Below are 25,931 nucleotides of genomic sequence, written 5' to 3'. Positions count from 1 at the left end.
TGATTGAATCAGAACCGGGCTCTAGTCTTTTGTTTTGACGCGTTTTCTTCACGCGAACCGGTATCCACTTCGCTTTAAAACGCTTTAGACTAGGGGATTCGATGAAACGGGCGATAATCGCCATTTTGGGGCTTTTGGCACTGGCAGGCTGCGCGGCGGAGGTTCCCGTCGAACAGCCCACCATGTATTCGAACATGGCCGATGGCGGCGCCAAGCTCGATCCCCAGGCCGCGGCCTCGATGATTTCGCTCTACCGGCAGAACAACGGTCTCGGCGCCGTGGTGGTCGATCCCGAACTGATGAAGATCGCCGAAGGGCAGTCGCAGGCGATGGCCAGCCGCAACAAACTTGACCATGACGTCAAGGCGCCGCTGCCGAAACGGTTGGCCGCGGCCGGATACCCCGCGACGCTGGCGGTGGAAAATGTTTCCGCCGGATATCACACGCTGGCCGAGGCTTTTTCGGGCTGGCGTGACTCGCCTCCACACCGGGCCAATATGCTTCAAAATGGTGTCACAAAATTAGGCATCGCGGCGAGCTATGCTCCGAATACCAAATACAAGGTGTTCTGGACGCTGATTCTGGCATCATCGGACGCGCGATAACCACGGCTTGATCCGGCTTTTCGCCTCGCTGATTGACGCCATCACGAACTAACGCCACGGTAGAACCAGTTTTCTTGGTCGAACCAGGGGCGATGATGAATTCTGTCAATCCAGAGCCTGCCGGAACGCCCGCTACGGCAAAGCGTGTCCTCGTTCTGCAAGGCGGCGGTGCGCTGGGCTCCTATCAGGCCGGCGCCTATCAGGCGCTGTGCCATTTCGATTTCGAGCCGGAGTGGGTTGCCGGCATTTCGATCGGCGCCATCAACGCGGCGATCATCGCCGGTAACGCGCCCGAAAAGCGGGTGCCGCGGCTCAAGGAATTCTGGGAAATGGTGTCGTCACCTGTGCCCTGGAATCCGATCGCAAAAAGCGACCGCGGACGATCGCTGTTCAACGAAACCAGCGCGGCCCTGATCGCCACATTCGGCGTACCCGGATTCTTCCAGCCGCGATTTCCGCCGGCGCCGCTGTGGCCGCAGGGCAGCTCGCAATCCCTGAGCTATTACGACACCGCACCGCTTCGCAAGACGCTGGAGCATCTGGTCGATTTCGATCGTATCAATGATCTGAAGACCCGCCTCAGCGTCGGTGCGGTGAACGTCACGACCGGCAATTTCTGCTATTTCGACAATGTCGATTTCAAGAAGCTCGGCAAGAAAATCGGCCCGGAACATATCATGGCGTCCGGCGCGCTGCCGCCGGGGTTCCCGTCGATCGAAATCGAAGGCGAGCATTACTGGGATGGGGGTATCTCGTCCAACACACCGCTCGACTACGTGCTGGATGAAGATGCTACCGACGATCTCCTGATCTTCCAGGTCGACCTGTTCAGCGCGCGCGGAGATCTGCCGGTGACGTTGCTCGAGGCCGCGGAGCGCGAAAAAGACATCCGCTTTTCCAGCCGCACCCGCATGAATACCGACAAGAACAAGCAGGTCCACAATGCCCGCAGGGCGCTGCGCGACCTGATCGGCAAACTGCCAGAAAATCTCCAGAACGATCCATCGGTCGACATTCTCCGAAAGGCCGCCAAGGAAAACACCGTCACCGTGGTGCATCTGATCTACCGCAGCAAGAACTATGAATCGTCCTCCAAGGACTATGATTTCTCGCATGTCGGCATGGTCGAGCATTGGGGCGCCGGGACGCGCGACGTTCATTTGTCGATGCGTCACAAGGATTGGCTCGAGCGGCCCCAATCAGATGAAACAATGGTGACATACGATCTCACCGGGGATAGCCCCGAAACCCCCACGGGCAAACAGGAGTGACAGAATGGGTACGTTGACAGGCAAGACCGCTGTAGTGACCGGTTCGACCAGCGGCATCGGCTTGGCATATGCGCGGGCCTTCGCGAGCGCCGGCGCCAATATCGTAATCAACGGCATGGGCGTGCCGGCCGATATCGAAAAGGAACGCTCTGCGATCGAGACCGATTTCAAGGTCAAGGCGATCCATTCGCCCGCCGACATGACCAAGCCGGCCGAAATCGCCGGCATGATCGCGCTGGGAGAAAGCACCTTCGGCTCGGTCGACATCCTGGTCAACAATGCCGGCATCCAGTTCGTTTCGCCGATCGAGGAATTCCCGATCGAGAAATGGGACGCCATCATCGCGATCAATTTGTCGTCGGCGTTTCACGGCATCCGCGCGGTGATTCCCGGCATGAAGAAGCGCGGCTGGGGCCGCATCATCAACACCGCATCGGCGCATTCGCTGGTGGCCTCGCCGTTCAAGTCGGCCTATGTCTCGGCCAAGCACGGCATCGCCGGCCTCACCAAGACCGCCGCGCTGGAGCTTGCGACCTTCAAGATCACCTGCAACTGCATCAGCCCCGGCTACGTCTGGACGCCGCTGGTCGAGCATCAGATTCCGGAGACCATGAAGGCGCGCAACATGACCAAGGAGCAGGTGATCAACGACGTGCTGCTCGACGCGCAGCCGACCAAGGAGTTCGTCACGTCAGAGCAGGTCGCAGCATTAGCGCTGTTCCTGTGCGGCGACGATGCCGCCCAGATCACCGGCACCAACATCTCCATCGATGGCGGCTGGACCGCGGAGTAAGCGGCGGCACTCGTTGCTTCGATACAAAAATGCGTCATGGCCGGGCTTGTCCCGGCCATCTACGTCTTGTTTGCAGTAAAAGGAATAAGACGTGGATGCCCGGCACAAGGCCGGGCATGACACTGAGGGTTTTAACTTTTCCCGAACGCCAGCACGTGCAAGCCAAGCCGACGCCGCACGATCCAGAACAATAGCACCGTCTCGAAGGCCAGCGAGACCGAGGTCGCGGCCGCGGCGCCGTGGCCGCCGAAGCGCGGCACCAGCACAACGCAGAGCACGACGTTCATGGCGAAGGCCAGCGCATAGGCCAATGCGCAGATATGCTGATGGCCGAGCATGTTGAGCAGCCGCTCGACCGGTCCGATCGCCGAACGCACCACCAGGCCGATCGCCGCGATGAACATGATGTCGTAGCCGGTCACGAATTGCGGTCCGAACAGCCACAATAGCGGCTTGCCGAGGGCCAGCAGCACGACGGTGGCGGCGAGCGAGGGCCAGAACGTCCATTTGATCGCGTGCGCCACATAGGCGGACAGCCGCGCCTTGTCGCCAAGCGCGTGATATTCGGCAAAGCGATGCGCCGTCGTCGCCGACATCGCGTAATGGATGAAGGATACCAGCGCCAGCGTCTTGACCACGGCGAAATAGACGCCGACTTCCTGCGATGAACGAAACTGCTGCAGCACCAGCACGTCGGTATAGGACAGCAGCAGGTAGAAGCCCTCGACCATCAGGATCGGCAGCGAGATCGCGAGCCAGCCGTGGAAATCATAGGCTTTCGGGCCGGGCTCGATGTGACCGGCGAGGCGGCGGTTCAGCACCACCATCTGCCCGATCATCGCAATCCAGACGGCGGCAGCGCTGGCGAGCATCGCCGCGGTCGCGCCGAGATGAAGACCGAGTGCAAACGCGCCGGCCGTGAGGCCGATGATCAGCGATTGGCGGACGATGAATTGCGGCATCAGTCCAAGCCGCATCCAGTCATGCGAGCGCGCGATGCCGTCCTGGGTGTTGGCGACCACGAAGGCCGGCAATGTAATGCAGCCAATGTAAAGCGGGACCAACTCGTTGGCGTCGATCCACGGCGACAGCGCTTTCACCACGCCGGCCAGTGCGAGCGACACGACTGAGGAGACCGCAAACGTCATCCAGCGGCTGCCGGAGAGAAAGCCGCGCAGCAGCGCGTGCTCGCCCTTGGTGCGATATTCCGGGATGATCTTTTGCGCCGACGCCGAGATGCCGAAATCCATCATGCTGCCGAGCAGCAGCACCCAGGTCCAGACATAGACGTAAACGCCGTAATCCGAGCCGCCCATCCAGCGCGCCAGCAGGATCTGTGACAGATACGCCATCGCGGCGCTGACGACGCGGATGATGAAGATCGTGCCGGCCAGTCGCCGCGTCACCGAAGCTTCGCTGGTGCCGCCGAGCAGGCTCCGCAGCATGGTTTTCAGCCGCGTGACGGTGCCGGTGGGCGGAGCTGTTGCGGATTGAGCGTCCATCACGGCCACAGCCGAAAATCCCCTGGATCACCGCAACATGCGGCAATATCGGGCTATCAACTATTCGTTAAGATTTGGTTGGGTGTTTGGCGCTGTCATTCCGGGGCATGCGAAGCATGAACCCGGAATCTCGAGATTCCGGGTTCGCGCTCGCGCGCGCCCCGGAATGACGGTCAACCCTAATCCAGATTGATATTGAACTCGTAGGAGCGATCGCCGCCGACCAGCGTCAGTTTCAGCGCGGCGCCATCGGGCTTGACGCCCGGCGGCAGGCCGTCGAGTTCGAAGGTGAATCGCTTGACCCCAAGCGGGCTTTTTTCGATCAGGTTCGGTATCGGCAGTCCCCAATCCGGCGTCGGTCCTTCGACGAACAGGTTGACCTCTTTGCCGTCGGGTGCGGCGACATCGACCAGCACGGTGGATTTGCCCTCGCGCTTGACGTCGCGGATGGTCAGCGGATTCGGATCGCCGATGCTGGCGGGCTTCGGCACCGTGTCGAGTGCCGCCGACAGCGCACCGTCTTCGGTGCTGGCCACGCTGGCAAAGGAGAGTTCGGCATTGGCTTCGACCGGAATGCAGATTTTCTCGCACACCGCATAATTGATATCGGCGCGCAGCGTCACAGGCCTGTCGGCATTTTTCGCGACAATCCGCAGCGGCAGCACGATCTGGTTGTGATAGCCCAGCGAGTGGCCGCCGGCGCCGTCATCGAATTTGGTCGGAGCCGGCCACAGCACCGTCACAGCTTCGACATTGTCGGATTTGGAGAAATCGAAACGCGGTGGAACGCCGGAATCGCCGGGGTTACGCCAATAGGTCTTCCAGCCCTGCTCAAGCTGCATGGCGACGCCGCCGAGCAGTACGGATCCGCTGCGCGATCCCGCCAGCAGCCGGACCGCGGCGTGCCCGCTGCGTTGCCACGGCGAAGCGTCCTGGGCGTGCGCCTTCGGGGTCATGGATGACGCCAACATGGCGAGGCCGATGCCGAGCGTGGCTCGCAGGGGAACCTGGATGATCATGGCACGTCCTTACAGCCAAGCGAGATCGTAAACCATTGAATTGCTTGTGATGGATTGCAAAAACGGCAGGGAAGTTTGCAGGAAGTTGCAAGGAAGCTTGATTGACAGAACCGCCACCCAATATCAGGATATCCAACAACATGTGAGTCCTTGCGGATGGACCCTGAAGGCAAAAAACCCAAGACGGTTCGCCGTAAAGCTGCCGGCCTTTCCGGCGATTCGTCGGGCCGCGGTTTGTCGGATCACGGCGCGGATAATGGCTATCTCGATGGCCAATTGCTGATCGCGATGCCTGTCATGGGCGATCCGCGCTTCGAGCGTTCGGTGATTTATCTCTGCGCGCATTCGGCCGAAGGCGCCATGGGGATCATCGTCAATCGTCCGGCGGGCAGCATCGACTTTCCCGGATTGCTGGTGCAACTCGACATCATCAAGAAGGACGATGAGATCAAGCTGCCGGAGAACGCCGAGAGCATGAAGGTGCTCAAGGGCGGCCCGGTCGATACCGGCCGCGGCTTCGTGCTGCATTCCAGCGATTTCTTCATCAAGGATGCGACGCTGCGGATCGACGACGGCATCTGCCTGACCGCCACCGTCGATATTCTCAAGGCAATCGCCAAGGGCGCCGGCCCGAAGCATGCCATTCTCGCGCTCGGCTATGCCGGCTGGGCGGCGGGACAGTTGGAAACCGAAATCCAGGACAATGGCTGGCTGCATTGCGACGCAGATGCTGATCTGATCTTCGGCGGCGATGTCGAGGAAAAATACCTGCGGGCGTTGCGCAAGATCGGGATCGATCCCGGCATGTTGTCGAACGACGCCGGGCACGCGTAGGCAGCTATTCGCGCTCGTCGTCCCGGCGAAGGCCGGGACCCATACGCCGTGTCCTATCCTTGAGGCGAAGCTGCCCGACGCCGTGCTTAGCAACTAACATCGGTGGCTATGGGTCCCTTGGCCTTCGCCGGGACGACGCTTCGTATTTTTGCTACTCCGCCGCCTGCTGCGCGACCGTCGGTGCGGTGCCGGCGACCGTGGCGCGGCGCATGTCGCGGGGCTGGGACTGGTCGTAACGCCGCACGCGGTGCATGGTCTGGCGATTGTCCCACATCACGAGGTCGTGCAGCTTCCAGCGATGGACATGGACGAATTCGCGCTGGGTGGCGTGCTCGGTGAGATCGCGCAACAACAGCCGTGCTTCCGGCACCGTCATGCCCTGAATGCCGCCGGCATGCGACGACAGATACAGCGACTTGCGGCCATGCACCGGATGGGTGCGCACCAGCCGTTGCAGCACCGGCTTGAACATCGCTTTTTCTTCGTCGGTGTAATCGAGGAAACCAAGCGAGCCGCGCGAATACATCAGCGAATGTTCGCAGATCATGTCCTCGATTTCGGCCTTGGTTTCGTCGTCGAGCGCATCATAGGCCGCGCGCATGTCGGCGAATTCGGTGTTGCCGCCCTTGGGGTTCACCACCCGCGCCGAGAGCAGCGAGAATTTTGCCGGGATCGGGCGGAACGAACTGTCGGAATGCCACAGGCAGTTACCGAGGTTGAACAGATGGGTACGGTGATCGCGCGGCAGCGGCTTGCCGTCCTTGCCGAGATTGGAGACGTCGTTCAGCCCCGAAGTGAGCCGGTAGTCTTCCCGCTTGGTGACCGTGCCGCCGCGGGCATTTTCGCGTTCGCCGAAATTGCGCGCGAAGATCAGTTGCTGGTCGTCGGTAATGTCCTGATCGCGGAACAGCAGCACGGCATATTTATCCATGCCGGCTTCGATATCGGCCGCCTCTTGCGGCGTCAGCGGTTGCCGCAGATCGACGCCGGAGACTTCGCCAAAGAAAAACGGGTGAAGCTGCCGGATCGTCACGGGCATGGCGTTTCTCCTTAAGTCCAGGCGAGCGGTTGTTCCGCTGTTGGCCAAAAAGCTACTCCCTGAGGGTGCGATGTCAACGGTCGGCCCCCCTTGAGCCAATGCACGCGCCATCCGCCGGAACCCGAACCGGTCTCATAGGTTAGGTCATTGAGAATCATCTCACGCCTATTTCGCAAGGGAGTGACCGCGATGGACAAGGATCGGATTGCCGGTTCGGCAAAGGATTTCGCCGGTAAGGTCGAGGGTGCCGTCGGCGACGTGACGGGCAATGCCCAGACCCAGGCTGCGGGACGTACCCGCGAGGCTGCCGGCACCGTGCAGAATCTGTATGGGCAGGCCAAGGATGCCGCGCGCGACGCGGGCGAGGCTGCGGTCGGTTATGCCAAGGATGCCTACGCCAACAGGAGCGAAACCCTGCGCGGCGGCACCGAAGCGGTTGCGAAACGGGTGCAGGAGCAGCCGCTCGGCGCGCTCTTGATTGCGGGTGGAATCGGTTTTGCTTTGGCGCTGCTGATGACGCGTCAACCGCGCCGGCCGCCGCAACGCTGGCGCTATTACGGCTGATCCGGCACGACGTCGTCACGGAACAGGATATTCCGCCTCACGGTTCGAGACGCTCCAAAGCGCGCCTCGCCGTGAGGTTTGTTCTGTCTATTGTGGGAAGAAACCCGGCGCCGGCGGTACCGACGCCGATCGGCCGACGCTGCCCGGTGGGCGCGGCACGCCGGGCGCACCCGGAGCCCGCGGCGCGGCCTGCCCCGGTTGTGGCGGTTGTAGCAGGCGTGGCGCGGTGTTCACCCCGAAGAAGTCCCGGAACGTCGAAGGCACACCGGATTGAATCGGGCGAAGCTTTTTCGGCTTGGGCGGTGCTGCCGGCGCGGCCGGCGTTCCATCGGGCGAAACCGAAGCTACGGGAATTTCGCCCTTGGCCTGTTCGCGGCCGATCTCACGGCGCGGCCAGGCGAAATCATCGGCGCGGCCGGCGGGCGGTGCGAGCGGTTCACCCTTGACCAACGTGCGCGCGGCGAGCGCATCCACTGAAGCTGGCCGCGATCCCGGACCGCCCAGCAATTGATCGGTGCCGACGGAGGAGGCCACCAGCGGCAGGATCGGTCCGGCCAGCGGACGCGGCGCCGGCTGGCCGGGCTGGGCATTGGCGTCCGGCGTGGCCGGCTCGCTCGGCAGCGCGATCGGCGCAGAGCGCGACGCCAGCAGCCGGGTAATCTCGCGCTCGACATAATGCGCCAGCTTGCGCGCGCCGGGCTTGGTGAAATACACGCCGTCATAGGAACGCAGCCGGCGGATCTGGCCTTCGAAGTCCGGCCCTTGCTGCAGGAAGCGGCCGGCTTCGTCGACAAATCCGTCCCAGACATCGACATAGGTGATGCCGGCCTTGCCGGCGGCGTCGCGATACAGCGAATCCAGGAACAGCATGTCGGCGGTTGCCTTGGCGCCGCGAACCGCGGGCAGGCCGACCCACAGCACCGGCACGCCTTTGGATTTCGTCACCGCGATCATCTCTTCGATTTTCTTGGTGTAGAGTTCGACCCAGCGATCCTCGCGGAATTCATACACGCCGTTCGGCGAACGCGCGCTCTTTTCCGGTGCGATCAGCGACGGCGTGTCGCCATTGTCGGCGTCATCAGACAGGTCGGTATCGGTTGCCTTATCTTCCGGCTTCGTCGAATCGGCGGTGCCATCCGGTTTGGCGCGGGCGTCTTTCTTGTCGGTTTTTTTGTCCGATGACTTATCTGATGATTTGGCGTCGGTTTTCTCAGCCGTTGGCTCCCGCATCGATACGCGGTCGTTAAGGCCAAGCATGACGACGATGGCGTCGGGTTTCTCGGTCGCGAGGATGCCCTTGGCGGCCGCGGCCCAGTCGGCCGGCTCGCCCTTGGGCTGATAGCGGATCAGGCCGGAGACGGTCTTGTGCCGGCGCAGCACGCCCATGTCGGGCTGTTCGGCATAGGCGTCCTCGAGACCGTAAGCGAGCCAGTCGGCCATGCCGTCGCCGAGCACCAGCACGTTGCGGTCGGGCACGGTCTCGCGCTTCTCCGGCGGGGGCGCCTTGGAATAGTTCTCGACCCGTTTCGGCGCCTGCTGCTGGAACGGCGCGAACAGGTCGCCGCCAAACCAGGTTCCGCCGCCCGGGCCGGGAGCGCCGCGCTGCTGCTGCGGTTGGGGCCGCGGCGGTCCGCCGAAATTGAAAAACTGCGCGGAAGCCGGTCCCACGATCCCGACCAGCAGCGCCACCGCGACGGCCAGCACCATCAGCGGACCGCTCTCGGTAAAAACCCGGAAGAAGGATTTCGGCTTCTGCATGTGCGTCGATCGTAATGAAAGATCAGGCCAAGAGCTTGTACGCCAAGATATTGTACGCCAAGATATTGTTCGCCAAGACCCGAAGATCTGGCGTTGGCTATAATAGCGGAATCGGGCCGCAAGCGGGCATATTCCACGCCATAAATCGGTCATCGGCCGGCGCCGTCAAGGGCGGTGCGGAAATGTATTGTTCAGGGTTACTTTTAGGATCGGAACCGGGCGTTTCATCGGCCCCGGAGCTGTTCCAGCACCTGTGAAGAGGCAAATCCGTCCGCGGGGGCGCCGACCGAGGCCTGGAAGCTGCGCAGCGCCTCCCTTGTTTCGCCGCCAAACTGGCCGTCCGGGGTGCCGCGGTAGAATCCGCGCTGGACCAGCAGTTGCTGCAGTTCCAGCCGCTCGGCCCGCGACAATTCGCGCTCCTGCCGCGGCCAGGGCTGTACGAAGGCTGGCCCGCCGCGCAACCGGTCGGCGAAATGACCGATCGCGAGCGCATAGGCCTCGGCCGGATTGTATTTCATGATGACGCGGAAATTCTGCAGCATCAGGAATCCGGGCCCCTGCGCCCCGGCGGGCGCCAGCAGATAGGCCTTGTCGGAGATCGGCGGGAATGGCTGGCCGTTGGCGCGCTTGAGGCCGAGATGCTGCCACTGCGCCATCGTCATCGCCTTGGCGCGATCCGCCAGCATGTAGTTGAAGCCTGCGGGCACCACGACCTCGTAGCCCCAGCTTTGGCCGGTCTGCCAGCCGTCTTTCTTGAGATTGTTGGCGGTGGAGGCGATCAGGTCGGCGGGGTCGTCGACCACGTCGCGGCGGCCGTCGCCGTCGCCGTCCACGGCGTAGCGCTTGAACGCGGTCGGCATGAATTGCGTCGGGCCGAAGGCGCCGGCCCAGGACCCGCGCATCTGCTCGGGACGCAGGTCGCCGTGATTGAGGATTTCCAGCGCCGAGAGGAATTCATCCCTGAAATATTTCTGGCGGCGGCCGATGCAGGCCAGCGTCGCGGTGGATTGCAGCACGCTGCGATCACCCATCTGGGTCGAGTAATTCGATTCGATGCCCCAGATCGCGGCGATCGCGTAGCGGTCGACGCCGTAGGCTTTTTCCACCGCGTCGAACTGCGTTTTGTATTTGGCGAGGATCTCGCGCCCCCGGGCGAGACGATTGTCGTTCACCAGGATATCGAGATAGTCCCAGATCGACTTGGTAAATTCCGGCTGCGAATCCATCAGATCCATGATGCGCAGGTCAGGCGAAAGGCCTGCGGTGAAGCGCTGGAAATTTTCCTGCGTGATGTTGCGGCGTGCGGCATCAGGCCACATCGAGGCCACGCAGCCATCGAAATTCGCGGCCGCCTCGCGGATTGCGGTGGCGGTCATCAGGGGATGGCCGGAGGCGCCGTCCTCGCCGCTCCATGGCAGCGGGCCGCTGCCGGGCACCGCGGCGCCCGGCGGGGGTGAGGGGTTGGCAGGGGCATTTTTCGAGGAGAAGATATTGCCGAGGAAGTCGAGCGGGCTCGAGGACTGCGCGCGGGCCTCACCGCAGCAGATGAGCGCCGCCGCAAGGATGATTGCGCCGGCCCGCATCTTCACTGGTTCTGTCGCTCGCGTCATGGTTCACCCGCAGATCCCTGAAACATCCCGTTTTCAGGAGGCCCGGTCACAGTTTCCAATAGCTTAACAAGTGAGAAGTTTTTACGTTAGGGTCTTCCCGCAGCCAAGGTAACGCGGCTGAGACGCATTCAGGAACTGCACCACACATCCGCCGTTGTTACCGGCTCGTTTAGCGCCCACCGATCGATATATTCCACCCTCCCGCCCGCTCTCTCAAGGCAGCTTCCGTCCCATGAAAATCCGCAAAGCCGTTTTCCCGGTCGCCGGCCTCGGCACCCGCGTCCTGCCCGCAACCAAGGCGATGCCGAAGGAGATGCTGACCATCGTCGACAAGCCGCTGATCCAGTATGTGGTCGACGAGGCGAGGGAAGCCGGCATCGAACATTTTATCTTCGTGACCGGCCGCAACAAGGGTGTGATCGAGGACCATTTCGACCGGATGTACGAACTCGATGCCACGCTCGCCGCGCGCGGCAAGAAGACCGAGATGGACATTCTGGCGCGCGACCAGCCGGAAGCCGGCGCCATGAGTTTTACCCGCCAACAGGCGCCGCTCGGTCTCGGCCACGCGGTATGGTGCGCGCGCGACATTGTCGGCGATGAACCGTTCGCGGTGGTGCTGCCGGACGAACTGGTGCTCAACACGCCGGGCTGCCTCAAGCAGATGATCGAGGCCGCTGACGATCTCGGCGGCAAATCCAATCTGATCGCGGTGGAGGAAGTGCCGGCGCATCTGACGCACCAATATGGCATTTGCGGCATCGGCAAGCGCCACACGCGCGCCAATTTGTTCGAGGTCGATGGCATGGTGGAGAAGCCTGCGAAAGGCACCGCGCCATCGAATCTGTCGATCACCGGGCGCTACATCCTGCAGCCGGAAATCTTCAAGATCCTGGAAACCCAGGAGCGCGGCGCCGGCGGTGAAATCCAGCTCACCGATGCGATGATCGGACTGGCTAAAACCCAAAGCTTCTACGGCGTCGAGTTCGAAGGCGAGCGGCATGATTGCGGCTCGAAAGCGGGATTTTTGCGCGCCAATATCGCCTACGGCATGGCGCGCGCCGATTTGCGCGACGGCCTGCGCGCGGAGATGAAGGCGTATCTGGAGCAGAAGTGAGAGCTTACGCCACCAGCGACAGCTTCGGCACGCTCGCCAGCACCGAGCAATTGCGGCCGTTGGCTTTCGCGGCGTAAAGCGCCCGGTCGGCGGCCATCACCAGACCGGCCCAGTCGATGGCCGGGTCGGGCGTCAGGCTCGCGATACCGATGCTGACACTGGTGATGGGTGGATCGCCGGACCATTGCAATACATTCAGCCGGATCGTTTCGGCGACCTCCAGCGCTTCCACGGCCGAAAGGCCGGGCAACAGCACGGCGAATTCCTCGCCGCCATAACGTGCAACACAGTCGCCGGCCCGCCGCACCGCTTCCGTAATGCAGATAGCGATACCGACCAGGACCTCGTCGCCGGCCTGATGCCCGAAGGTGTCGTTATAGGCTTTGAAATGGTCGGCATCGATCATCAGCAACGCCAGCGGCGTTTTGTGACGCGCCGCACGCCGCCATTCGATGTCGATGGCGGAATCGAACTTGCGCCGGTTCTTCAACCCGGTGAGCGCGTCGGTGGTCGCCATCTCCTCGAGCTTGTCCTCGGCGATCGCGCGGCGGCCGATTTCGCGGGCCAGGAACAGCGTCACGCCTAGCACGAACGCGATCAGCGCCAGCATGATCGCGCCGATCCGCGTCGCCTCGGTGCGCCATAGCCTGAGAATGTCATCCCACGGCTTTCCCACCAGCACGACCAGCGGTCTGGTGCCGTCGCGCCAGACGTATAATCGAAATACCTGATCCGACGCGGCATTTCTCGAGAAATATCCGCTCGGCTCCGACAGCGTCCGCTTGACACCGGGCAGATGGCTGAGGTTCTTGCCGATCACGTCGAGATCGAATGGCGTGCGCATGATGATGGTGCCGTCGTGACGGAAAACCGTGATGGTGTCTTCCGGCCCGAGGCTGAGGCGGCTGAACAGGTCATGAAAGTAACTGAAGCGGATCGAGCCAGCGACGACGCCGCGAAAGCTTCCATCGTCGCCGGTAATACGCCGGCTGAGCACGATGGCATAGGCGCCGTGATGCAACATCGGGCGGCTGATGAACAGCCCCACATCGGGCCGGTCGCGGTGGACGCTGAAATACTCTTCGTCGCTGCGGTTCTCGTGCGCCGGATCCATCGTCGAGGCATCGACGATCAGTTTTCCGTCGGCATCGAACACCTGGATCGCCCCGAAGTGCTTCGCAGTTGCGGCGTGATCGAACAGGATCAGCTGCCGGATCGGCTTGCTGACCTGGTTAAGCTCCGGGGCCACCATGTTGCTCGCGACCGCGCGCAGCGACAGGTCGAACAGCTCGACGTTGCGGCTGATATCAGCGTCGATACCGGATGCGAGGTTTTCGAGGGTCTGGTGCGCCAGCGCTTCCTCGCCACGGCGCATGTCGATCATTACGCTGGCGCAGATCGCGGAAAAGCCGATCACCGTCGCCACTGACGACACGATCAGCAATTTTGCCGATAGCCGCCAGGGCCGGCTGGCCTTGTCGTTGCGCCGTCCTAAACCCATCGCTCGCTCCCGGCCCTGCTCATGCGCCCGGAATGGTTGCCGCCCGCTTAAATCGGGCAAGCGCTACATGAATGAGTTAACGCTTTCTTTTCCTGACCCGGTGAATACCGGGTGAAGGGAAGGGTAGGTTTGGAGCGCTATCCGCCTGTGTACGGCCGGCAAAAGTGGAATCCGGTTTTGCGTCCGGCCGCGCTCTCACCTATGAAAGGGCGGCAAACCGCTCACATCAGCGGATCATGCGGCTTGGGGATATAAGTGAACGATTACGACGCGCTGCGTGATTACCTGACGAAGCAGCAGCTTCCTGAATTCGTGCTCAGCTTCGATCAGATCGAGGAGATCATCGACGCCGCGCTGCCGCGCGCGGCGCACCGCGCCTCGTGGTGGGAGACGCTGCGCAGCCCGCAGGAGAAGATGCCGCAGCGCGAGGCGTGCCTCGCCGGCGGCTACATCGCGACCCGGATGGCGGACGGCAAGAGCGTGCGGTTCAAGAAGATAGTTCCTGCCAGGCGTAAATAGCCTATGATGGGTTCCTAGAACTTCCTGAGCAAGGGAAGCAGGAATGGTGGGGAACGTCGTGGGACTCGCTTGTGCGTTAACGGGGATGGCGAGCCGCCATCGGCTGCGCGTCGCGTCTGGGCTGTTTGCCGGGCTGGCGGTTCTCTTCGCCGCCGGATTTATCCAAGCTAGTCAGGCGGAAGAATATCCGCTCAGAACGATCAAGATCGTCGTCCCTTTTCCAGCGGGTGGGCCGACCGATGTTGCTGCGCGCCTGATCGCGCAATCGATTTCCGCCAAACTCGGCAAAAGCGTCATTGTCGAAAATCACGCGGGCGCAACGGGGCGGATCGGCGCCAAACTCGTCGCTAATGCTTCTCCTGACGGCTATACGCTGCTGCTCGGTGGGACCAACGTCAACTCGATCAACGGCGCGCTCTATCCGGATGTCGGGTTTGATCCGATCGACTCTTTTGCTCCGATCGCAACCATCTGCGTCGACACGCTGGCGCTGGCGGTATCGCCCCGCGTACCCGTTACTACATTCCAGGAACTGGTCGCATACGCCAGGGATAATCCGGGAAAGCTGAAATACGGCGCGCCTCCGGGCCTTTACACCCACATCGCCAGCGAGTTCTTCAAGATCAAGACCGGCACTGACATTTTGTTCGTGCCCTACAAGGGCGGCGCACCTGCCGTGACCGACCTGTTGGGCGGCCATATCGAGATGGTCTTCAACAACAAGTCGAATTTGCTTTCGCTGTTCAAGGACGGACAACTGAAAGCGCTCGCGGTGACCAGCCAAACGCGCTGGCCGGAACTGCCGCAGACCCCGACGATGAATGAAGTGGGAATCTCAGGCTTCCCGTCGGAGGTCCTGTTCGGGCTGCTTGCCCCGGCCGGTACGCCCGCGCCGATCGTCGACCAACTCAATCGTGCCATCAATGAAGGGCTGCAGACGGCGGAGGTTCGCGCCAGCCTGGAGGCGATCGGTGTCGAGGCCAGGATCGGCACCCCCGGCGAATTTCGCGCCGCACTTGTCGAGCAGGCGCGGGAATGGAAAGCGGTGATCGACGCGACCGGCATCAAGGTGGAATGAACGAGAGTGCCGTGTCGAGCTTGGTGGATTAGCTCGCAGCCTCAAGCCGCTCTTCGGTGAGCAGGCGCATCGCGGCGTCGGCGTCCATCGGTTCGCCAAACGCAAACCCTTGGGCGTATTCGCAACCCAATTGATAGAGCTCGACCGCGTCGGAATCGGTCTCGGCGCCTTCCGCGACCACGTCCATGCCGAGATCATGCGCCAGTGCGATGATCGATTTGAGGATCACAGGTCTTGTGCCGCGGCTGGTGGTGCGCACAAACGACTGGTCGATCTTGATGGTGTCGAACGGGAAGCGCTGCAGGTAGGCCAGCGACGAATGGCCGGTGCCGAAATCGTCCAGCGACAGGCCGGTGCCCAGTTCGCGAATCCGCGTCAGCATCTGGGCGGCGTGTTCCGGGTTCTCCATCACCAGCGACTCGGTCAGTTCGAGCTTCAGCGTGCCGCGCGCGACCGAGGAACGCGAGAGCACGGTGCGGATATCGTGGATCAGATCGTGCCGCAGCAATTGCCGCGAGGAGACGTTGACGCTGGCGAAGATCGGCTCGCGCGAGCGCATCGCGCGCTGCCAGATCGCAAGCTGCTTGGCGGTCTGGTCCATCACGAACATGCCGAGATCGACGATCAGGCCGATCTCTTCGGCGATGGAGATGAATTCCACCGGCGACATCCGTCCAAGTTTCGGATGGTCCCAGCGCGCCAGTGCCTCGAAGCCAGCGATCGAGCGATCTTCCAGCCGCACGATCGGCTGGTACAGGATGGTGATTTCCTCGCGCTCGATGGCGCGGCGCAGTTCGGATTCCAGCGTCAGCCGGTCGGTTTTCCGCGCGCGCATCGCTGGTTTGTAGACGTCGATGCGGTCGCCGCCGATCCGCTTGGAGTGATACATCGCGAGCTCGGCGTCCTTGATCAGCTCGTCGGTCAGTTGGGTCTGCGGATCGGACAATGCGAGCCCGATCGAGGCGGTCAGGAAAATCTCGCGGTCGTTGAAGGCGATCGGCGCGCGGATGGTTTTGCGGATGGTTTCGGCAAACGCGATGATGCGCGCCGGATCCTGTTCCGACATCAGCAGCAGGCCGAACTGATCGCCGGACAACCGCGCCAGCGTATCCTGCGGCTTGAGAATCCGCGTCAGCCGCCGCGCCAGCGTCAGCAGGATGGAATCGCCGACCGCGATGCCGACGGAATCATTGACCTGCTTGAAGCGATCGAGATCGATCACCATCAGCGTCGGCCGCAGGTTCGGCATGGTTTTGGCGAAATTGGCGACGCCACCGAGGCGGTCGATGAACAATTTGCGGTTCGGCAGGCCGGTGAGGTTGTCATGCACGGAATCGTGCAGCAGGCGCTCTTCGGCGTTCTTGGTTTCGGTGACGTCGGTCAATGTGCCGACCACGCGGGAAACTTCGCCGTCGGAGCCGACCACCGGGCGCGCCTTGAGCGCGAACCACATGAAATGGCCGTCGGGCGTGCGCAGACGGAAATCCTGCACCAGCCGGCCGCGTCGCTGGTCGAGCACGCTGTCGAGCGCGGCACGAAAACGATCCTGATCGAGCGGATGCAGCACTTCGAGCCATTTGGCGGCGGGGCCTTCCAGCGTGCCGCGCTTGAGGCCCAGCAAAGTCTCGGTCTCCGGGCTGGTGAACACCTTGTCGGCGGAAACGTCCCAGTCCCAGATCAGGTCGCCCGAACCGGTCAGCGCCAGCGCGCGGCGCTCGACGTCGGAGACCACGCCGGTGGTGGCGCCGCCCCCCGCGAAGGCGTGCTGCATCACGGTAAATCCGATCAGCATCACGATCAGCACGAGGCCGCCGAGCAGCGCCGGGCCGACGATGTCGTTGGTGACGGAGCCTGCGACCGTCATGCCGGCCGCGACCACCCAGACCACGAGGAGGAACCAGGTCGGGATCAGCAGCACCGCGCGGTCGAAGCCGTGGGTCGACAGGTACACGATCAACGCAAAGCCTGCGAAGGCGATCAGCACCAGCGACATCCGCGCAATGCCGGAGGCGACGGCGGGATCGAACAGCGCCAGCGCCACCAGCGAACCGAGAAAGGCCAGCCAGCCGACGGTGATATGGGAATAGCGCACATGCCAGCGGCTGAGATTGAGATAGGCGAACAGAAACACCAATAGCGTCGCGGCCAGGATCGCCTCACCGGCGGCGCGCCAGACGCGCTCGGCATTGTTCGACATGTCGAGCACTTTGCCCCAGAAGCCGAAATCGACGCCGATATAAACGAGAACCGCCCAGGCCAGCGCGGCGGCGGCCGGAAACATGATGCTGCCCTTGACCACGAACAGGATGGTCAAGACCAGCGCCAGCAATCCGGAAATGCCGATCACGATGCCCTGGTACAGCGTGAACGAGTTGACCTTGTCTTTGTAAGCGTCAGGCTCCCACAGATAGAGCTGCGGCAGTTTATCGGTGCGCAATTCCGCGACAAAGGTGATGACGGAGCCGGGGTCCAGCGTGACGCGGAAAATGTCCGCGGTCGCGCTTTCCTGGCGTTCCGGCCGGTCGCCGGTCGACGGCGTGATGGTCGCGATGCGGGACAGGCCGAGGTCGGGCCACAATAGCCCCGACGACACGATGCGGTAATGCGGGGCCACGATCAGGCGGTCGAGCTGGTCGTCGGTGTTATTGGCGAGCGCGAATACCACCCAGTTCTGCCCGCCCTCGCGGGCGCGGACCTCGATGCGGCGGACGATGCCGTCGGTGCCGGGGGCGGTGGAGACCTGGATACGGTCGCTGTCGCTGCGCTGATGGTCGAGCACCGCGGTCAGGTCGATCGCGGGCGCGTCACTACGGACGCTGACCGCGTCGATCGCCTTTGCCGGTTGCACGGCGGCAAACATCATGAGGCCCAGCGCGAGGGGCGCGAGGCACCTGATCAGACGCAATGTCAGTTCTCCGCGATCAACATCGTTTGCGGGCGAAGCGGGCCGCCCGGTGTCGTCGGGATAAATGACATGAAAGCGAAGGAAATCAAAGGGTTTCCGGTCTGGTATCGCTTGCGAGAGTTAAACCGCCAACACAATTTTGCCAATATGTTCGCTGGTCTCGATCCGCCGGTGCGCGTCCGCGGCCTTTTCCAGCGGGAACGTGCTGTCCATCAGGGGCTTGATACGGCCCTCGCGCAACAGCGGCATCACCTTGGCCTCGATGGCCGCCACCATCGCCGCCTTGTCCGTATTACTACGGGGCCGCAGCGTCGAACCCGTATGATGCAGCCGTTTCACCATCAGCTTGCCGAAGTTGACCGTGGCCTTGGCGCCGCCGAGCAGCGCGATCTGGACGATGCGTCCGTCGACCGCGGCCGCGTCATAATTGCGCTCGACGTAATCGCCGGCGACCATGTCGAGAATGACCTCGACACCCCGGCCCTCTGTGAAAGTCTTGGTGGCGGCGACAAAATCCTCGGTTTTGTAATTGATGGCGTGGTCGGCGCCGAGCTTCAGGCATGCGTCAGCTTTCTCTTTGGATCCGACGGTCACGATCACCCTGGAGCCGAACGCCTTGGCGAGCTGGATCGCCATGGTGCCGATGCCTGAAGAGCCGCCATGGATCAACAGCGTCTCGCCCGGCTTCAAGCCGCCGCGCTCGAACACATTGTGCCACACCGTCATCAGCGTCTCTGCCGTGGCGCCGGCCTCGAGCATCGACAGCGCAGACGGCACCGCCATCGCCTGGGCATCCTGCGCGATGCAATATTGCGCATAGCCGCCGCCGGCCACCAGCGACATCACCTTGTCGCCGAGCTTATGTTTGCTGCTGCCGGCGCCGAGCGCCACCACCTCGCCCGCGATCTCGAGGCCGGGCAAATCGCTGGCGCCGGGCGGCGGCGGATAGGCGCCGGAGCGTTGCGCGACATCGGGACGGTTGACGCCGGCGGCTTCGACCTTGACCAGGATTTCGTTCGGGCCGGGCACCGGCACCGCGCGGGTTTCGGGCAACAGGACTTCCGGGCCGCCCGGCTTGCTGATGCCGATAACGGTCATTTGCGCGGGCAGTTTTTCCATGATTTGTCCTTGGATTAATTCTGGGCCAAACGCTAATAATTTCAGGCGTCTGATTAGCCAGCCATGTTCCGGCTGGCAACCATTTCAGGTCCCGTTGACCGGAGTAGAACGCATGGCGATCGAGGACGACGACAAGCCGCGAAGGAAAATCACCCACGAGATCGGGCAGGACCTTTCGCTGCTGTCGGTCGAGGAACTGGCCGAGCGGATTGCGCTGATGACTTCGGAAATCGAGCGGCTGCAAGTCGCCATGACCAAGAAGCGTGCGTCAAAGGATGCGGCGAACAGTTTTTTCAAGTCGTAAGCTATCGTCGTCCCGGCGAACGCCGGGACCCATACCGCGTGATCTCTCGATAAAGCAGAGCCGCCAATACCATCCGCACAATCACCGACGGAGGCTATGGATCCCGGCCTGCGCCGGGACGACGGGTTGAGAGGGCGTCGCGTATTCGCAAGTCCCACCACTCGGCCAATGGCCGACATGGCAAACAAACCCTAAAAAAAACCGCTCGTTTACGGTCGATTAAGCTTTCTGGCTTATGACTGTGAGTGTCCTGTTTTGGACACCGAGTGGCTCCTGTCCACTCTGTTTGACGCCTCCCTGTTATCAACTTCAAAAGCCGCCGGAAACGGCGGCTCTTTTTTGGCCGCTGCTTTTTGGCGTCTGCGTCACCTCGCTGGAAACCATAATAACGCTTGCCGCTGGACTCCCGCCCGGGAGCGCGCAATGATTTGTTCATCATAATCCGGCGCGTTCGAAAGCCGGCCGTATCCAGTTGCGTGAGGCGTTAACTATGTCGGACCGTTCGCAAGGCGAAAGCGCGCTCGTACAATTCTCCGAGCGGCTGACCAACTCCGCAGCCTTCGGTACCCTGTTCCGCGAAGGCATGGATCTGGTTGAGGAAACCGCGGCCTATCTCGACGGCGCGGGCCGCACCGAGGCCAAGGCGCTGGACCGTTCGGTCAGCCTCACTTACGCAACCGAGAGCATGCGACTGACCACGCGCCTGATGCAACTGGCGTCATGGCTGTTGCTGCATCGCGCGGTGAAGGAAGGCGAGATGACGCTGACCCAGGCCAACCGCGAAAAGACCAAGGTCAAGCTCTCGGCCGCCGATCCCGGCCCGGACGACATCATCGAGAAATTGCCGCCGCAATTGCAGGAGCTGATCGGCCGCTCGATGGCGTTGCAGGCCAAGGTGCGTCGTCTCGATGTCACAATTCATGCGCCGGCCGCCGAGCGCGCCGCGATCGGCAATCCGCTGGTTCCCCAGCTCAACCGTCTCAAGGCGGCCTTCGAGCGCTAAGTTTATTTCATCGTCGCAAACAAAAACGCCTCGGCTCGCGCCGGGGCGTTTTTACTTCTGTAGGGTGGGCAAAGCGCAGCGTGCCCACCATCTCGCCGCCGATGGTGGGCACGGCGCAAGGGCGCCTTTGCCCACCCTACGAAGCTACGAAGCGCGCAAAATAAAAACGCCCCTGACCACGCAGGGGCGTTTTGGTATCTGGCCGGAAAAAGGCTTGAAAGCCCTCAATCTTTCTTGAGGAAGCCCGAGAACTTCTTCTGGAACCGCGAGACGCGGCCGCCGCGATCGAGCATCTGCTGGGTGCCGCCGGTCCAAGCCGGGTGCGACTTGGAGTCGATGTCGAGGTTCAGCTTGTCGCCTTCCTTGCCCCAGGTGGAGCGCGTCGGGTATTCCGTGCCATCGGTCATTACGACCGTAATCATATGATATTCCGGGTGAATTTCGGCTTTCATGACAGATCCTTCGGCGCGCCTGCGCCTGTGTTTCGATGGCAATATGCGGATTTGGCGGGTCTATAACGCAGCAGGGCCTGTAAAACAAGCCGGGTTTGCTCATAAGCCGGATATCTTGCCGGCATCGCGCCGGACCCCATCACCCCGGATTTGCCAGCGGTAGCGGCGGGGCCTATCTGGTGGTGGCAAAGCGATTGGTTTGGGACCTCATGAGCGCAGTAGAACGGCTTGAAGATCGGCGTGACGACACCACGCCACGGCGCGATGGGGCCAGCGAGTCCTCCGTGATTGAAACAGCGGTCGAGGCGGAGGCGGCGGTCGAAGCCGCGCTGGCGCCGTCCCCGGCCAAACGCAGCGCACGGCTGCGTCCGCTATTGGAGCTGGCGCCGTATGTCGCGCGGTATCGCGGCCGCGCTATTCTCGCCTTGATCTCGCTGACGGTTGCCGCGCTCACGACGCTGCTGGTGCCGGTCGCGGCGCGCCGCATGATCGATTTCGGCTTCACGCCCGAGAGCATAGCCAAGATCAACAGCTATTTCAGTGTCATGATCGCGGTGGTCGTGGTGCTCGCCTGCGCCAGCGCATCGCGGTATTATCTGGTGATGACGATCGGCGAGCGCATCGTCGCCGACCTGCGGCGCGACGTGTTCGCGCATCTGATCTCGCTGTCGCCGGCCTTCTTCGATTCCGCGCGCAGCGGCGAACTGATCTCGCGGCTGACGGCCGACACCACCCAGATCAAATCCGCGGTCGGCGCTTCCGTGTCGATCGCGCTGCGCAACTTGCTGATGTTCGTCGGCGCCACCGCGATGATGGTGATCACGAGTCCCAGATTGTCAGGCTTCGTGCTGCTGGCGATTCCGGTGATCGTGCTGCCGCTGGTGGCATTCGGACGCTGGGTGCGGCGGTTGTCGCGCAACGCGCAGGACACGCTGGCGGAAGCGACCGCCTATGTGTCCGAACTGGTCGGCGCGATCCGCACCGTGCAGGCCTATACCGGCGAGCAAATGGCTAACAAGCGTTTCGGCGGCGAAGTCGAGCAGGCCTATGACGCCGCCGTCGGTTCGACCGGCGCGCGTTCGGTGCTGACTGCGATCATCATCTTCATCGTCTTTACCAGTGTGGTGCTGATCCTGTGGATCGGATCGCATGATGTGCTGACCGGCACCATTACCCCGGGGCGGCTCGGCCAGTTCATATTGTATGCGGCGTTTGCCGCGGCCTCGCTCGGCCAGCTCAGCGAAGTCTGGGGCGAGGTCTCGGCCGCGTCAGGCGCCTCGGAGCGGCTGTTCGAAATTCTGCGCGTCAAATCCGAGATCACGGCTCCGGCCTCGCCGCGCGCGATGCCGGTGCCGGCGCGGGGCGATGTCAGTTTCGAGAATGTCAGCTTCGCCTACCCGATGCGGCCGGAGGCCATGGCGGTCGACGGCGTTTCATTGTCGGTGCGCGCCGGCGAGAAGGTCGCGATCGTCGGCCCGTCGGGTGCCGGCAAGAGCACGCTGTTTCATCTGCTGCTGCGATTCTATGATCCGGCAAGTGGTGTGATCTCGTTCGACGGCGTGCCGATCAAATCGGCCGATCCGCATGATGTGCGCTCGCGGATCGCCCTGGTGCCGCAGGAATCCGTCGCGTTCGCCGCGACCGCGCGCGAGAACATCCGCTTCGGCCGGCCCGAGGCGAGCGATGCCGAAGTCGAGCGCGCCGCCGATCTGGCGCATGCCAGCGAATTTATTCGCCGCCTGCCTCAGGGATTCGAGACTCCGCTTGGCGAGCGCGGTGTCACGCTGTCGGGCGGCCAGCGCCAGCGCATCGCGATTGCACGCGCGATCCTGCGCGACGCGCCGCTGTTGCTGCTCGACGAGGCCACGTCCTCGCTCGATGCCGAATCCGAAACGCTGGTGCAGACCGCGCTGGAAGAATTGATGCGCCACCGCACCACCTTGGTGATCGCGCACCGGCTGGCCACGGTACTGTCCTGCGACCGGATCATGGTGATGGATCAGGGCCGCATCGTCGAACAAGGCACCCACGCCTCGCTAGTCGCCGCCGGTGGGCTGTATGCACGGCTAGCGAGGTTGCAGTTCGAGGGGGTGTGAGCCCCGCTCGTCATACGCGGGCTTGACCCGCGTATCCATCAATCTTCATAAAATGCATTCCGTAGGAGATGGATTGCCGGGTCAAGCCCGGCAATGACAACCTCGAAAACCTCACCCCTTCCACTCCATCCGCAGCACCGGCCTGCCCGACGTCGGATTGACATCGCCACCGGCCTCTACGAAGCCGTTGCGCTCATAGAAGCGGATAGCGCGTCCGTTATCTGTGTTGACCAATAGCGTGATCTGATCGGGCGACAGACGCTTGGCCTCGTCGACCAGCGCGGTGGCGAGTTCCGAGCCCCAGTGATCGGGCGCGACCACCAATTGATCGAGATAGCCTGAGGTGTCGATGGTCACGAACCCGATCAGCATGTTGTTTTGCTCGGCCACTACGATATGGGCCTTCGGCACCAGCTCGCCGCGCCAGCGCTCGCGCCACCATGTCACGCGCGCGGCGAAATCGATCGCGGGATAGGCCTGCTGCCAAGTCTTTTGCCACAGCGTGATCGCGGCATCTTCGTCTTCGGTGCGATAGGGGCGAAGGTGGAAGGGAGCGCTCATCCTAATACGGTCGTCATGCCCGGACTTGATCCGGGCATCCATCTACTTCGCAAAATCTCTTTATGATGGATTGCCGGGTCAAGCCCGGCAATGACGACGATAAAGTTGCGCTTTTTGCGATTAATCACACTCAGCGTTCCGTCAGCTTCAGCTCGATGCGGCGGTTGCGCTTGTAGGCATCTTCGGTTGCCGCGGTGTCGAGCGGCTGGAATTCCGCGAAGCCGGCAGCGACCAGCCGTTGCGCCGGCACGCCGAGCGATACCAGGTATTGCACCACCGAGATCGCGCGCGCCGACGACAGATCCCAGTTCGACTTGAACTGCGGACTATTGATCGGCCGCACGTCGGTATGGCCGTCGACCCGCAGCACCCAGGCGATCTCGGACGGGATCTGCTTGTCGAGGTCGATCAGCGCGGTCGCCAGCTTGTCGAGTTCGGCGCGGCCTTCGGGCAACAACAGCGCCTGTCCGGTGTCGAAGAATACTTCCGACTGGAATACGAAGCGGTCGCCGACGATCCGGATGTCCGGCCGGTTGCCGAGGATCGCGCGCAGCCGCCCAAAGAATTCCGAACGGTAGCGCGACAATTCCTGCACCCGCTGCGCCAGCGCGACGTTCAGCCGCTGGCCGAGATCGGCAATTCGTCCCTGCGATTCCTTGTCGCGCTTTTCGGAGGCGTCGAGCGCTTCTTCAAGCGCGGCGAGCTGGCGGCGCAGCGCGCTGATCTGCTGATTCAATATCTCGATCTGCGCCAGCGCGCGCGACGAGACCTGTTTCTCGGAATCCAGCGCCTTGTTCAGCTCAGTGGCGCGGCCGGCGGCGTCGCTGCCGGCGCCGGCGAGGCCGTCATAAAGCCCCTTGATGCGGTCGCGCTCGGCTTCCGCGGAAACCAGGCCAGCCCGCACCTGCGACAACTGGTCAGTGAGGTTCAGTTGGCCGAGTTTTTCCAGCGACAGCAGGTCGTTCAGTTCGGCAATTTTAGCGTTGAGCTGCTCCAGCGCCTTGTCCTTGCCGGTGACTTCCTGGGACAGGAAGAACTGCACCACTAGGAACACCGAGAGCAGAAACACGATCGAAAGCACCAGCGTCGACAGCGCGTCGACAAAGCCCGGCCAGTAATTGAATCCGCTCTCGTTGCGGCGTGCACGGGCAAGGGCCATCAGGATTCTCCGCTAATTAGTTCTTCTCAGGCTGGCGCGCGATGCGCTCGAGCAGTTTCTTGATCTCGCGGTTTTGCTCGCCCTGGCCATCGGCCCATTCGCGGATCATCTGCTGCTCGGTGCGCATATGCGCGACCAGCCCCTGAATGGCTTCGGCGAGATTGGCCATCGCCGCAGTCGTGCCGCGGTTGTTGCCGCCTTCTTCCATCACCGCGCGCAACCGTTCGATCGCGTTCTGCAGATCGCCGCTGGCGCCGGCGGCGGTCTCGCCGGAATATTCGCGCACCGTGGTGGCGAGCCAGTCTTCCAAGTCTGTATAGAACCGGTTCTGCGCCTGGCTCGACTGCAAATCGAGAAAGCCGAGGATCAACGATCCGGCGAGGCCGAACAGCGACGACGAGAACGAAATGCCCATGCCGCCGAGCGGTGCGGCGAGGCCTTCCTTGAGGGTATCGAACAAGGCGCCGGCGTCGCCGCCGACTTTCAGGCCGTCGATCACCTTGCCGACCGAACCCACGGTTTCGATCAGACCCCAGAAGGTGCCGAGCAGGCCGAGAAACACCAACAGGCCGGTCATGTAGCGGGAAATATCGCGGGCCTCGTCGAGCCGGGTCGCGATGGAATCCAGCAAATGCCGCATGGTCTGCTGCGAGATCGTCATCCGCCCGGTGCGCTCGCCGCCGAGGATCGCGGCCATCGGCGCCAGCAGCGTCGGATGCCGCGCGACCGCCAGACCGGGATCGGCGATGCGGAAATTGTTGACCCAGGCGACTTCCGGATAGAGCCGGATCACCTGGCGGAAGGCCAGGATGGTCCCGATCAGCAGCACCAGCCCGATCAGCGCATTAAGCCCGGGATTGGCGAAGAACGCGGTGATGATCTGCTTGTAGAGCACCACCATCAGCAGTGCGCACAGCACCAGGAACACCAACATCCGCACCAGGAAAATCCGCGGCGAGGACAATTTGCTGAGTTCGATCTCCATCGCGGAGCGGGAAGAGGGGCCAGAAGGCATTGCCGGGTCATCCGTTGCGAGGAGGGCACATCGGCCACCAATATGGCACAGCGCGCCTGAGAAAAAAGGCCGGTTACGGCATGACGGGATGAGAAAGGGGAACTTCC

23 protein-coding genes are annotated in these 25,931 nt (G+C 62.6%); 11 read left to right on the top strand and 12 right to left on the bottom strand.

Annotated elements, in window-relative coordinates; genetic code table 11:
• Window positions 1–101 precede the first annotated feature (101 nt).
• The 3 genes from HB676_RS25785 (at window position 102) to HB676_RS25775 (ending at window position 2,669) form a co-directional block, all read left to right on the top strand.
• A complete protein-coding gene (locus tag HB676_RS25785) occupies window positions 102–605 on the top strand; it encodes a CAP domain-containing protein (protein WP_213741288.1) in 504 nt (167 codons plus the stop codon).
• Between the two features lie 95 nt (window positions 606–700).
• Complete coding sequence (locus HB676_RS25780) at window positions 701–1,876, top strand: patatin-like phospholipase family protein (RefSeq protein ID WP_213741287.1); 1,176 nt, start codon at window positions 701–703, stop codon at window positions 1,874–1,876.
• Window positions 1,877–1,880: 4 nt separating this feature from the next.
• Window positions 1,881–2,669 carry a 3-hydroxybutyrate dehydrogenase gene (locus HB676_RS25775; RefSeq protein WP_213741286.1) on the top strand — a complete coding sequence of 263 codons (789 nt, stop codon included), beginning with the start codon at window positions 1,881–1,883 and terminating at the stop codon, window positions 2,667–2,669.
• Between the two features lie 131 nt (window positions 2,670–2,800).
• Here HB676_RS25775 and HB676_RS25770 read toward each other — a convergent pair whose 3' ends face one another.
• Window positions 2,801–4,180, bottom strand: a complete 1,380-nt coding sequence (locus HB676_RS25770; RefSeq protein WP_213741285.1) for a polysaccharide biosynthesis C-terminal domain-containing protein — start codon at window positions 4,178–4,180, stop codon at window positions 2,801–2,803.
• 170 nt (window positions 4,181–4,350) lie between these two features.
• Window positions 4,351–5,190 carry a protein-disulfide reductase DsbD domain-containing protein gene (locus HB676_RS25765; RefSeq protein WP_213741284.1) on the bottom strand — a complete coding sequence of 280 codons (840 nt, stop codon included), beginning with the start codon at window positions 5,188–5,190 and terminating at the stop codon, window positions 4,351–4,353.
• A 156-nt stretch (window positions 5,191–5,346) separates the two neighbouring features.
• Between HB676_RS25765 and HB676_RS25760 the strand changes: the two genes are divergently transcribed.
• Complete coding sequence (locus HB676_RS25760; protein ID WP_213741283.1) at window positions 5,347–6,024, top strand: YqgE/AlgH family protein; 678 nt, start codon at window positions 5,347–5,349, stop codon at window positions 6,022–6,024.
• A gap of 151 nt (window positions 6,025–6,175) precedes the next feature.
• Here HB676_RS25760 and HB676_RS25755 read toward each other — a convergent pair whose 3' ends face one another.
• Entirely contained in the window at window positions 6,176–7,063 is an 888-nt protein-coding gene (locus HB676_RS25755) for a TauD/TfdA family dioxygenase (RefSeq protein WP_213741282.1), read from the bottom strand.
• 189 nt (window positions 7,064–7,252) lie between these two features.
• On the opposite strand from HB676_RS25755, the gene HB676_RS25750 reads away from it, so the two are divergent.
• On the top strand, window positions 7,253–7,627 hold the full coding sequence (locus tag HB676_RS25750) for a CsbD family protein (RefSeq protein ID WP_213741281.1): 375 nt from the start codon (window positions 7,253–7,255) through the stop codon (window positions 7,625–7,627).
• A gap of 87 nt (window positions 7,628–7,714) precedes the next feature.
• Here HB676_RS25750 and HB676_RS25745 read toward each other — a convergent pair whose 3' ends face one another.
• Together HB676_RS25745 and HB676_RS25740 are read right to left on the bottom strand one after the other, a co-directional pair.
• Window positions 7,715–9,385, bottom strand: coding sequence for a DUF459 domain-containing protein (locus tag HB676_RS25745; RefSeq protein WP_213741280.1), 1,671 nt, complete (start codon window positions 9,383–9,385; stop codon window positions 7,715–7,717).
• Window positions 9,386–9,609: 224 nt separating this feature from the next.
• Window positions 9,610–10,968: a lytic murein transglycosylase gene (locus HB676_RS25740; RefSeq protein WP_249780479.1), complete on the bottom strand. Its 1,359-nt coding sequence runs from the start codon at window positions 10,966–10,968 to the stop codon at window positions 9,610–9,612.
• Window positions 10,969–11,227: 259 nt separating this feature from the next.
• Between HB676_RS25740 and galU the strand changes: the two genes are divergently transcribed.
• Window positions 11,228–12,112 (top strand): UTP--glucose-1-phosphate uridylyltransferase GalU, encoded by an 885-nt coding sequence (gene galU, locus HB676_RS25735; RefSeq protein ID WP_213741278.1) that lies wholly within the window; start codon window positions 11,228–11,230, stop codon window positions 12,110–12,112.
• A 4-nt stretch (window positions 12,113–12,116) separates the two neighbouring features.
• On the opposite strand, the gene HB676_RS25730 is transcribed toward galU, so the two are convergent.
• Entirely contained in the window at window positions 12,117–13,613 is a 1,497-nt protein-coding gene (locus tag HB676_RS25730; protein WP_213741277.1) for a diguanylate cyclase, read from the bottom strand.
• A 255-nt stretch (window positions 13,614–13,868) separates the two neighbouring features.
• Here HB676_RS25730 and HB676_RS25725 point away from each other — a divergent pair, with 255 nt between their 5' ends.
• Window positions 13,869–14,132: a hypothetical protein gene (locus HB676_RS25725; protein ID WP_213741276.1), complete on the top strand. Its 264-nt coding sequence runs from the start codon at window positions 13,869–13,871 to the stop codon at window positions 14,130–14,132.
• An 85-nt stretch (window positions 14,133–14,217) separates the two neighbouring features.
• Complete coding sequence (locus HB676_RS25720; RefSeq protein ID WP_213741275.1) at window positions 14,218–15,210, top strand: tripartite tricarboxylate transporter substrate binding protein; 993 nt, start codon at window positions 14,218–14,220, stop codon at window positions 15,208–15,210.
• A gap of 28 nt (window positions 15,211–15,238) precedes the next feature.
• Here HB676_RS25720 and HB676_RS25715 read toward each other — a convergent pair whose 3' ends face one another.
• Window positions 15,239–18,115: an EAL domain-containing protein gene (locus tag HB676_RS25715; RefSeq protein ID WP_213741274.1), complete on the bottom strand. Its 2,877-nt coding sequence runs from the start codon at window positions 18,113–18,115 to the stop codon at window positions 15,239–15,241.
• 120 nt (window positions 18,116–18,235) lie between these two features.
• Complete coding sequence (locus tag HB676_RS25710; protein WP_213741273.1) at window positions 18,236–19,234, bottom strand: NAD(P)H-quinone oxidoreductase; 999 nt, start codon at window positions 19,232–19,234, stop codon at window positions 18,236–18,238.
• Window positions 19,235–19,346: 112 nt separating this feature from the next.
• On the opposite strand from HB676_RS25710, the gene HB676_RS25705 reads away from it, so the two are divergent.
• Window positions 19,347–19,538: a DUF1192 domain-containing protein gene (locus tag HB676_RS25705; RefSeq protein WP_213741272.1), complete on the top strand. Its 192-nt coding sequence runs from the start codon at window positions 19,347–19,349 to the stop codon at window positions 19,536–19,538.
• A gap of 490 nt (window positions 19,539–20,028) precedes the next feature.
• On the top strand, window positions 20,029–20,541 hold the full coding sequence (locus tag HB676_RS25700) for a DUF1465 family protein (protein WP_213741271.1): 513 nt from the start codon (window positions 20,029–20,031) through the stop codon (window positions 20,539–20,541).
• 224 nt (window positions 20,542–20,765) lie between these two features.
• On the opposite strand, the gene rpmE is transcribed toward HB676_RS25700, so the two are convergent.
• Window positions 20,766–20,993 (bottom strand): 50S ribosomal protein L31, encoded by a 228-nt coding sequence (gene rpmE / locus HB676_RS25695; RefSeq protein WP_213741270.1) that lies wholly within the window; start codon window positions 20,991–20,993, stop codon window positions 20,766–20,768.
• A 209-nt stretch (window positions 20,994–21,202) separates the two neighbouring features.
• Here rpmE and HB676_RS25690 point away from each other — a divergent pair, with 209 nt between their 5' ends.
• Entirely contained in the window at window positions 21,203–23,089 is a 1,887-nt protein-coding gene (locus HB676_RS25690; protein WP_213741269.1) for an ABC transporter ATP-binding protein/permease, read from the top strand.
• A 111-nt stretch (window positions 23,090–23,200) separates the two neighbouring features.
• On the opposite strand, the gene HB676_RS25685 is transcribed toward HB676_RS25690, so the two are convergent.
• From HB676_RS25685 to HB676_RS25675, 3 genes are all read right to left on the bottom strand, one after another.
• On the bottom strand, window positions 23,201–23,650 hold the full coding sequence (locus HB676_RS25685; RefSeq protein ID WP_213741268.1) for a GNAT family N-acetyltransferase: 450 nt from the start codon (window positions 23,648–23,650) through the stop codon (window positions 23,201–23,203).
• Between the two features lie 130 nt (window positions 23,651–23,780).
• Entirely contained in the window at window positions 23,781–24,809 is a 1,029-nt protein-coding gene (locus HB676_RS25680) for a peptidoglycan -binding protein (protein WP_213741267.1), read from the bottom strand.
• A 16-nt stretch (window positions 24,810–24,825) separates the two neighbouring features.
• A complete protein-coding gene (locus HB676_RS25675; RefSeq protein WP_213741266.1) occupies window positions 24,826–25,824 on the bottom strand; it encodes a flagellar motor protein MotA in 999 nt (332 codons plus the stop codon).
• Between the last annotated feature and the right edge of the window lie 107 nt (window positions 25,825–25,931).

The organism is Bradyrhizobium sp. dw_411, from assembly GCF_018449695.1.
GTDB lineage: Bacteria > Pseudomonadota > Alphaproteobacteria > Rhizobiales > Xanthobacteraceae > Bradyrhizobium.
Note: the sequence above shows the minus strand (reverse complement) of the source record. Positions and strands in the feature narration are given on the sequence as shown.

Excerpts from the sequence above, each read along its gene's own strand:
- galU (WP_213741278.1), top strand. The coding sequence starts at position 11,228 with ATGAAAATCCGCAAAGCCGTTTTCCCGGTCGCCGGCCTCGGCACCCGC.
- HB676_RS25755 (WP_213741282.1), bottom strand. The coding sequence starts at position 7,063 with ATGCCCGTGACGATCCGGCAGCTTCACCCGTTTTTCTTTGGCGAAGTC.
- HB676_RS25780 (WP_213741287.1), top strand. The coding sequence starts at position 701 with ATGAATTCTGTCAATCCAGAGCCTGCCGGAACGCCCGCTACGGCAAAG.
- HB676_RS25705 (WP_213741272.1), top strand. The coding sequence starts at position 19,347 with ATGGCGATCGAGGACGACGACAAGCCGCGAAGGAAAATCACCCACGAG.
- HB676_RS25680 (WP_213741267.1), bottom strand. The coding sequence starts at position 24,809 with ATGGCCCTTGCCCGTGCACGCCGCAACGAGAGCGGATTCAATTACTGG.
- HB676_RS25720 (WP_213741275.1), top strand. The coding sequence starts at position 14,218 with ATGGCGAGCCGCCATCGGCTGCGCGTCGCGTCTGGGCTGTTTGCCGGG.
- HB676_RS25690 (WP_213741269.1), top strand. The coding sequence starts at position 21,203 with ATGAGCGCAGTAGAACGGCTTGAAGATCGGCGTGACGACACCACGCCA.
- rpmE (WP_213741270.1), bottom strand. The coding sequence starts at position 20,993 with ATGAAAGCCGAAATTCACCCGGAATATCATATGATTACGGTCGTAATG.
- HB676_RS25710 (WP_213741273.1), bottom strand. The coding sequence starts at position 19,234 with ATGGAAAAACTGCCCGCGCAAATGACCGTTATCGGCATCAGCAAGCCG.
- HB676_RS25685 (WP_213741268.1), bottom strand. The coding sequence starts at position 23,650 with ATGAGCGCTCCCTTCCACCTTCGCCCCTATCGCACCGAAGACGAAGAT.
- HB676_RS25745 (WP_213741280.1), bottom strand. The coding sequence starts at position 9,385 with ATGCAGAAGCCGAAATCCTTCTTCCGGGTTTTTACCGAGAGCGGTCCG.
- HB676_RS25760 (WP_213741283.1), top strand. The coding sequence starts at position 5,347 with ATGGACCCTGAAGGCAAAAAACCCAAGACGGTTCGCCGTAAAGCTGCC.
- HB676_RS25700 (WP_213741271.1), top strand. The coding sequence starts at position 20,029 with ATGTCGGACCGTTCGCAAGGCGAAAGCGCGCTCGTACAATTCTCCGAG.
- HB676_RS25775 (WP_213741286.1), top strand. The coding sequence starts at position 1,881 with ATGGGTACGTTGACAGGCAAGACCGCTGTAGTGACCGGTTCGACCAGC.
- HB676_RS25765 (WP_213741284.1), bottom strand. The coding sequence starts at position 5,190 with ATGATCATCCAGGTTCCCCTGCGAGCCACGCTCGGCATCGGCCTCGCC.
- HB676_RS25730 (WP_213741277.1), bottom strand. The coding sequence starts at position 13,613 with ATGGGTTTAGGACGGCGCAACGACAAGGCCAGCCGGCCCTGGCGGCTA.
- HB676_RS25750 (WP_213741281.1), top strand. The coding sequence starts at position 7,253 with ATGGACAAGGATCGGATTGCCGGTTCGGCAAAGGATTTCGCCGGTAAG.
- HB676_RS25675 (WP_213741266.1), bottom strand. The coding sequence starts at position 25,824 with ATGCCTTCTGGCCCCTCTTCCCGCTCCGCGATGGAGATCGAACTCAGC.
- HB676_RS25740 (WP_249780479.1), bottom strand. The coding sequence starts at position 10,968 with ATGCGGGCCGGCGCAATCATCCTTGCGGCGGCGCTCATCTGCTGCGGT.
- HB676_RS25785 (WP_213741288.1), top strand. The coding sequence starts at position 102 with ATGAAACGGGCGATAATCGCCATTTTGGGGCTTTTGGCACTGGCAGGC.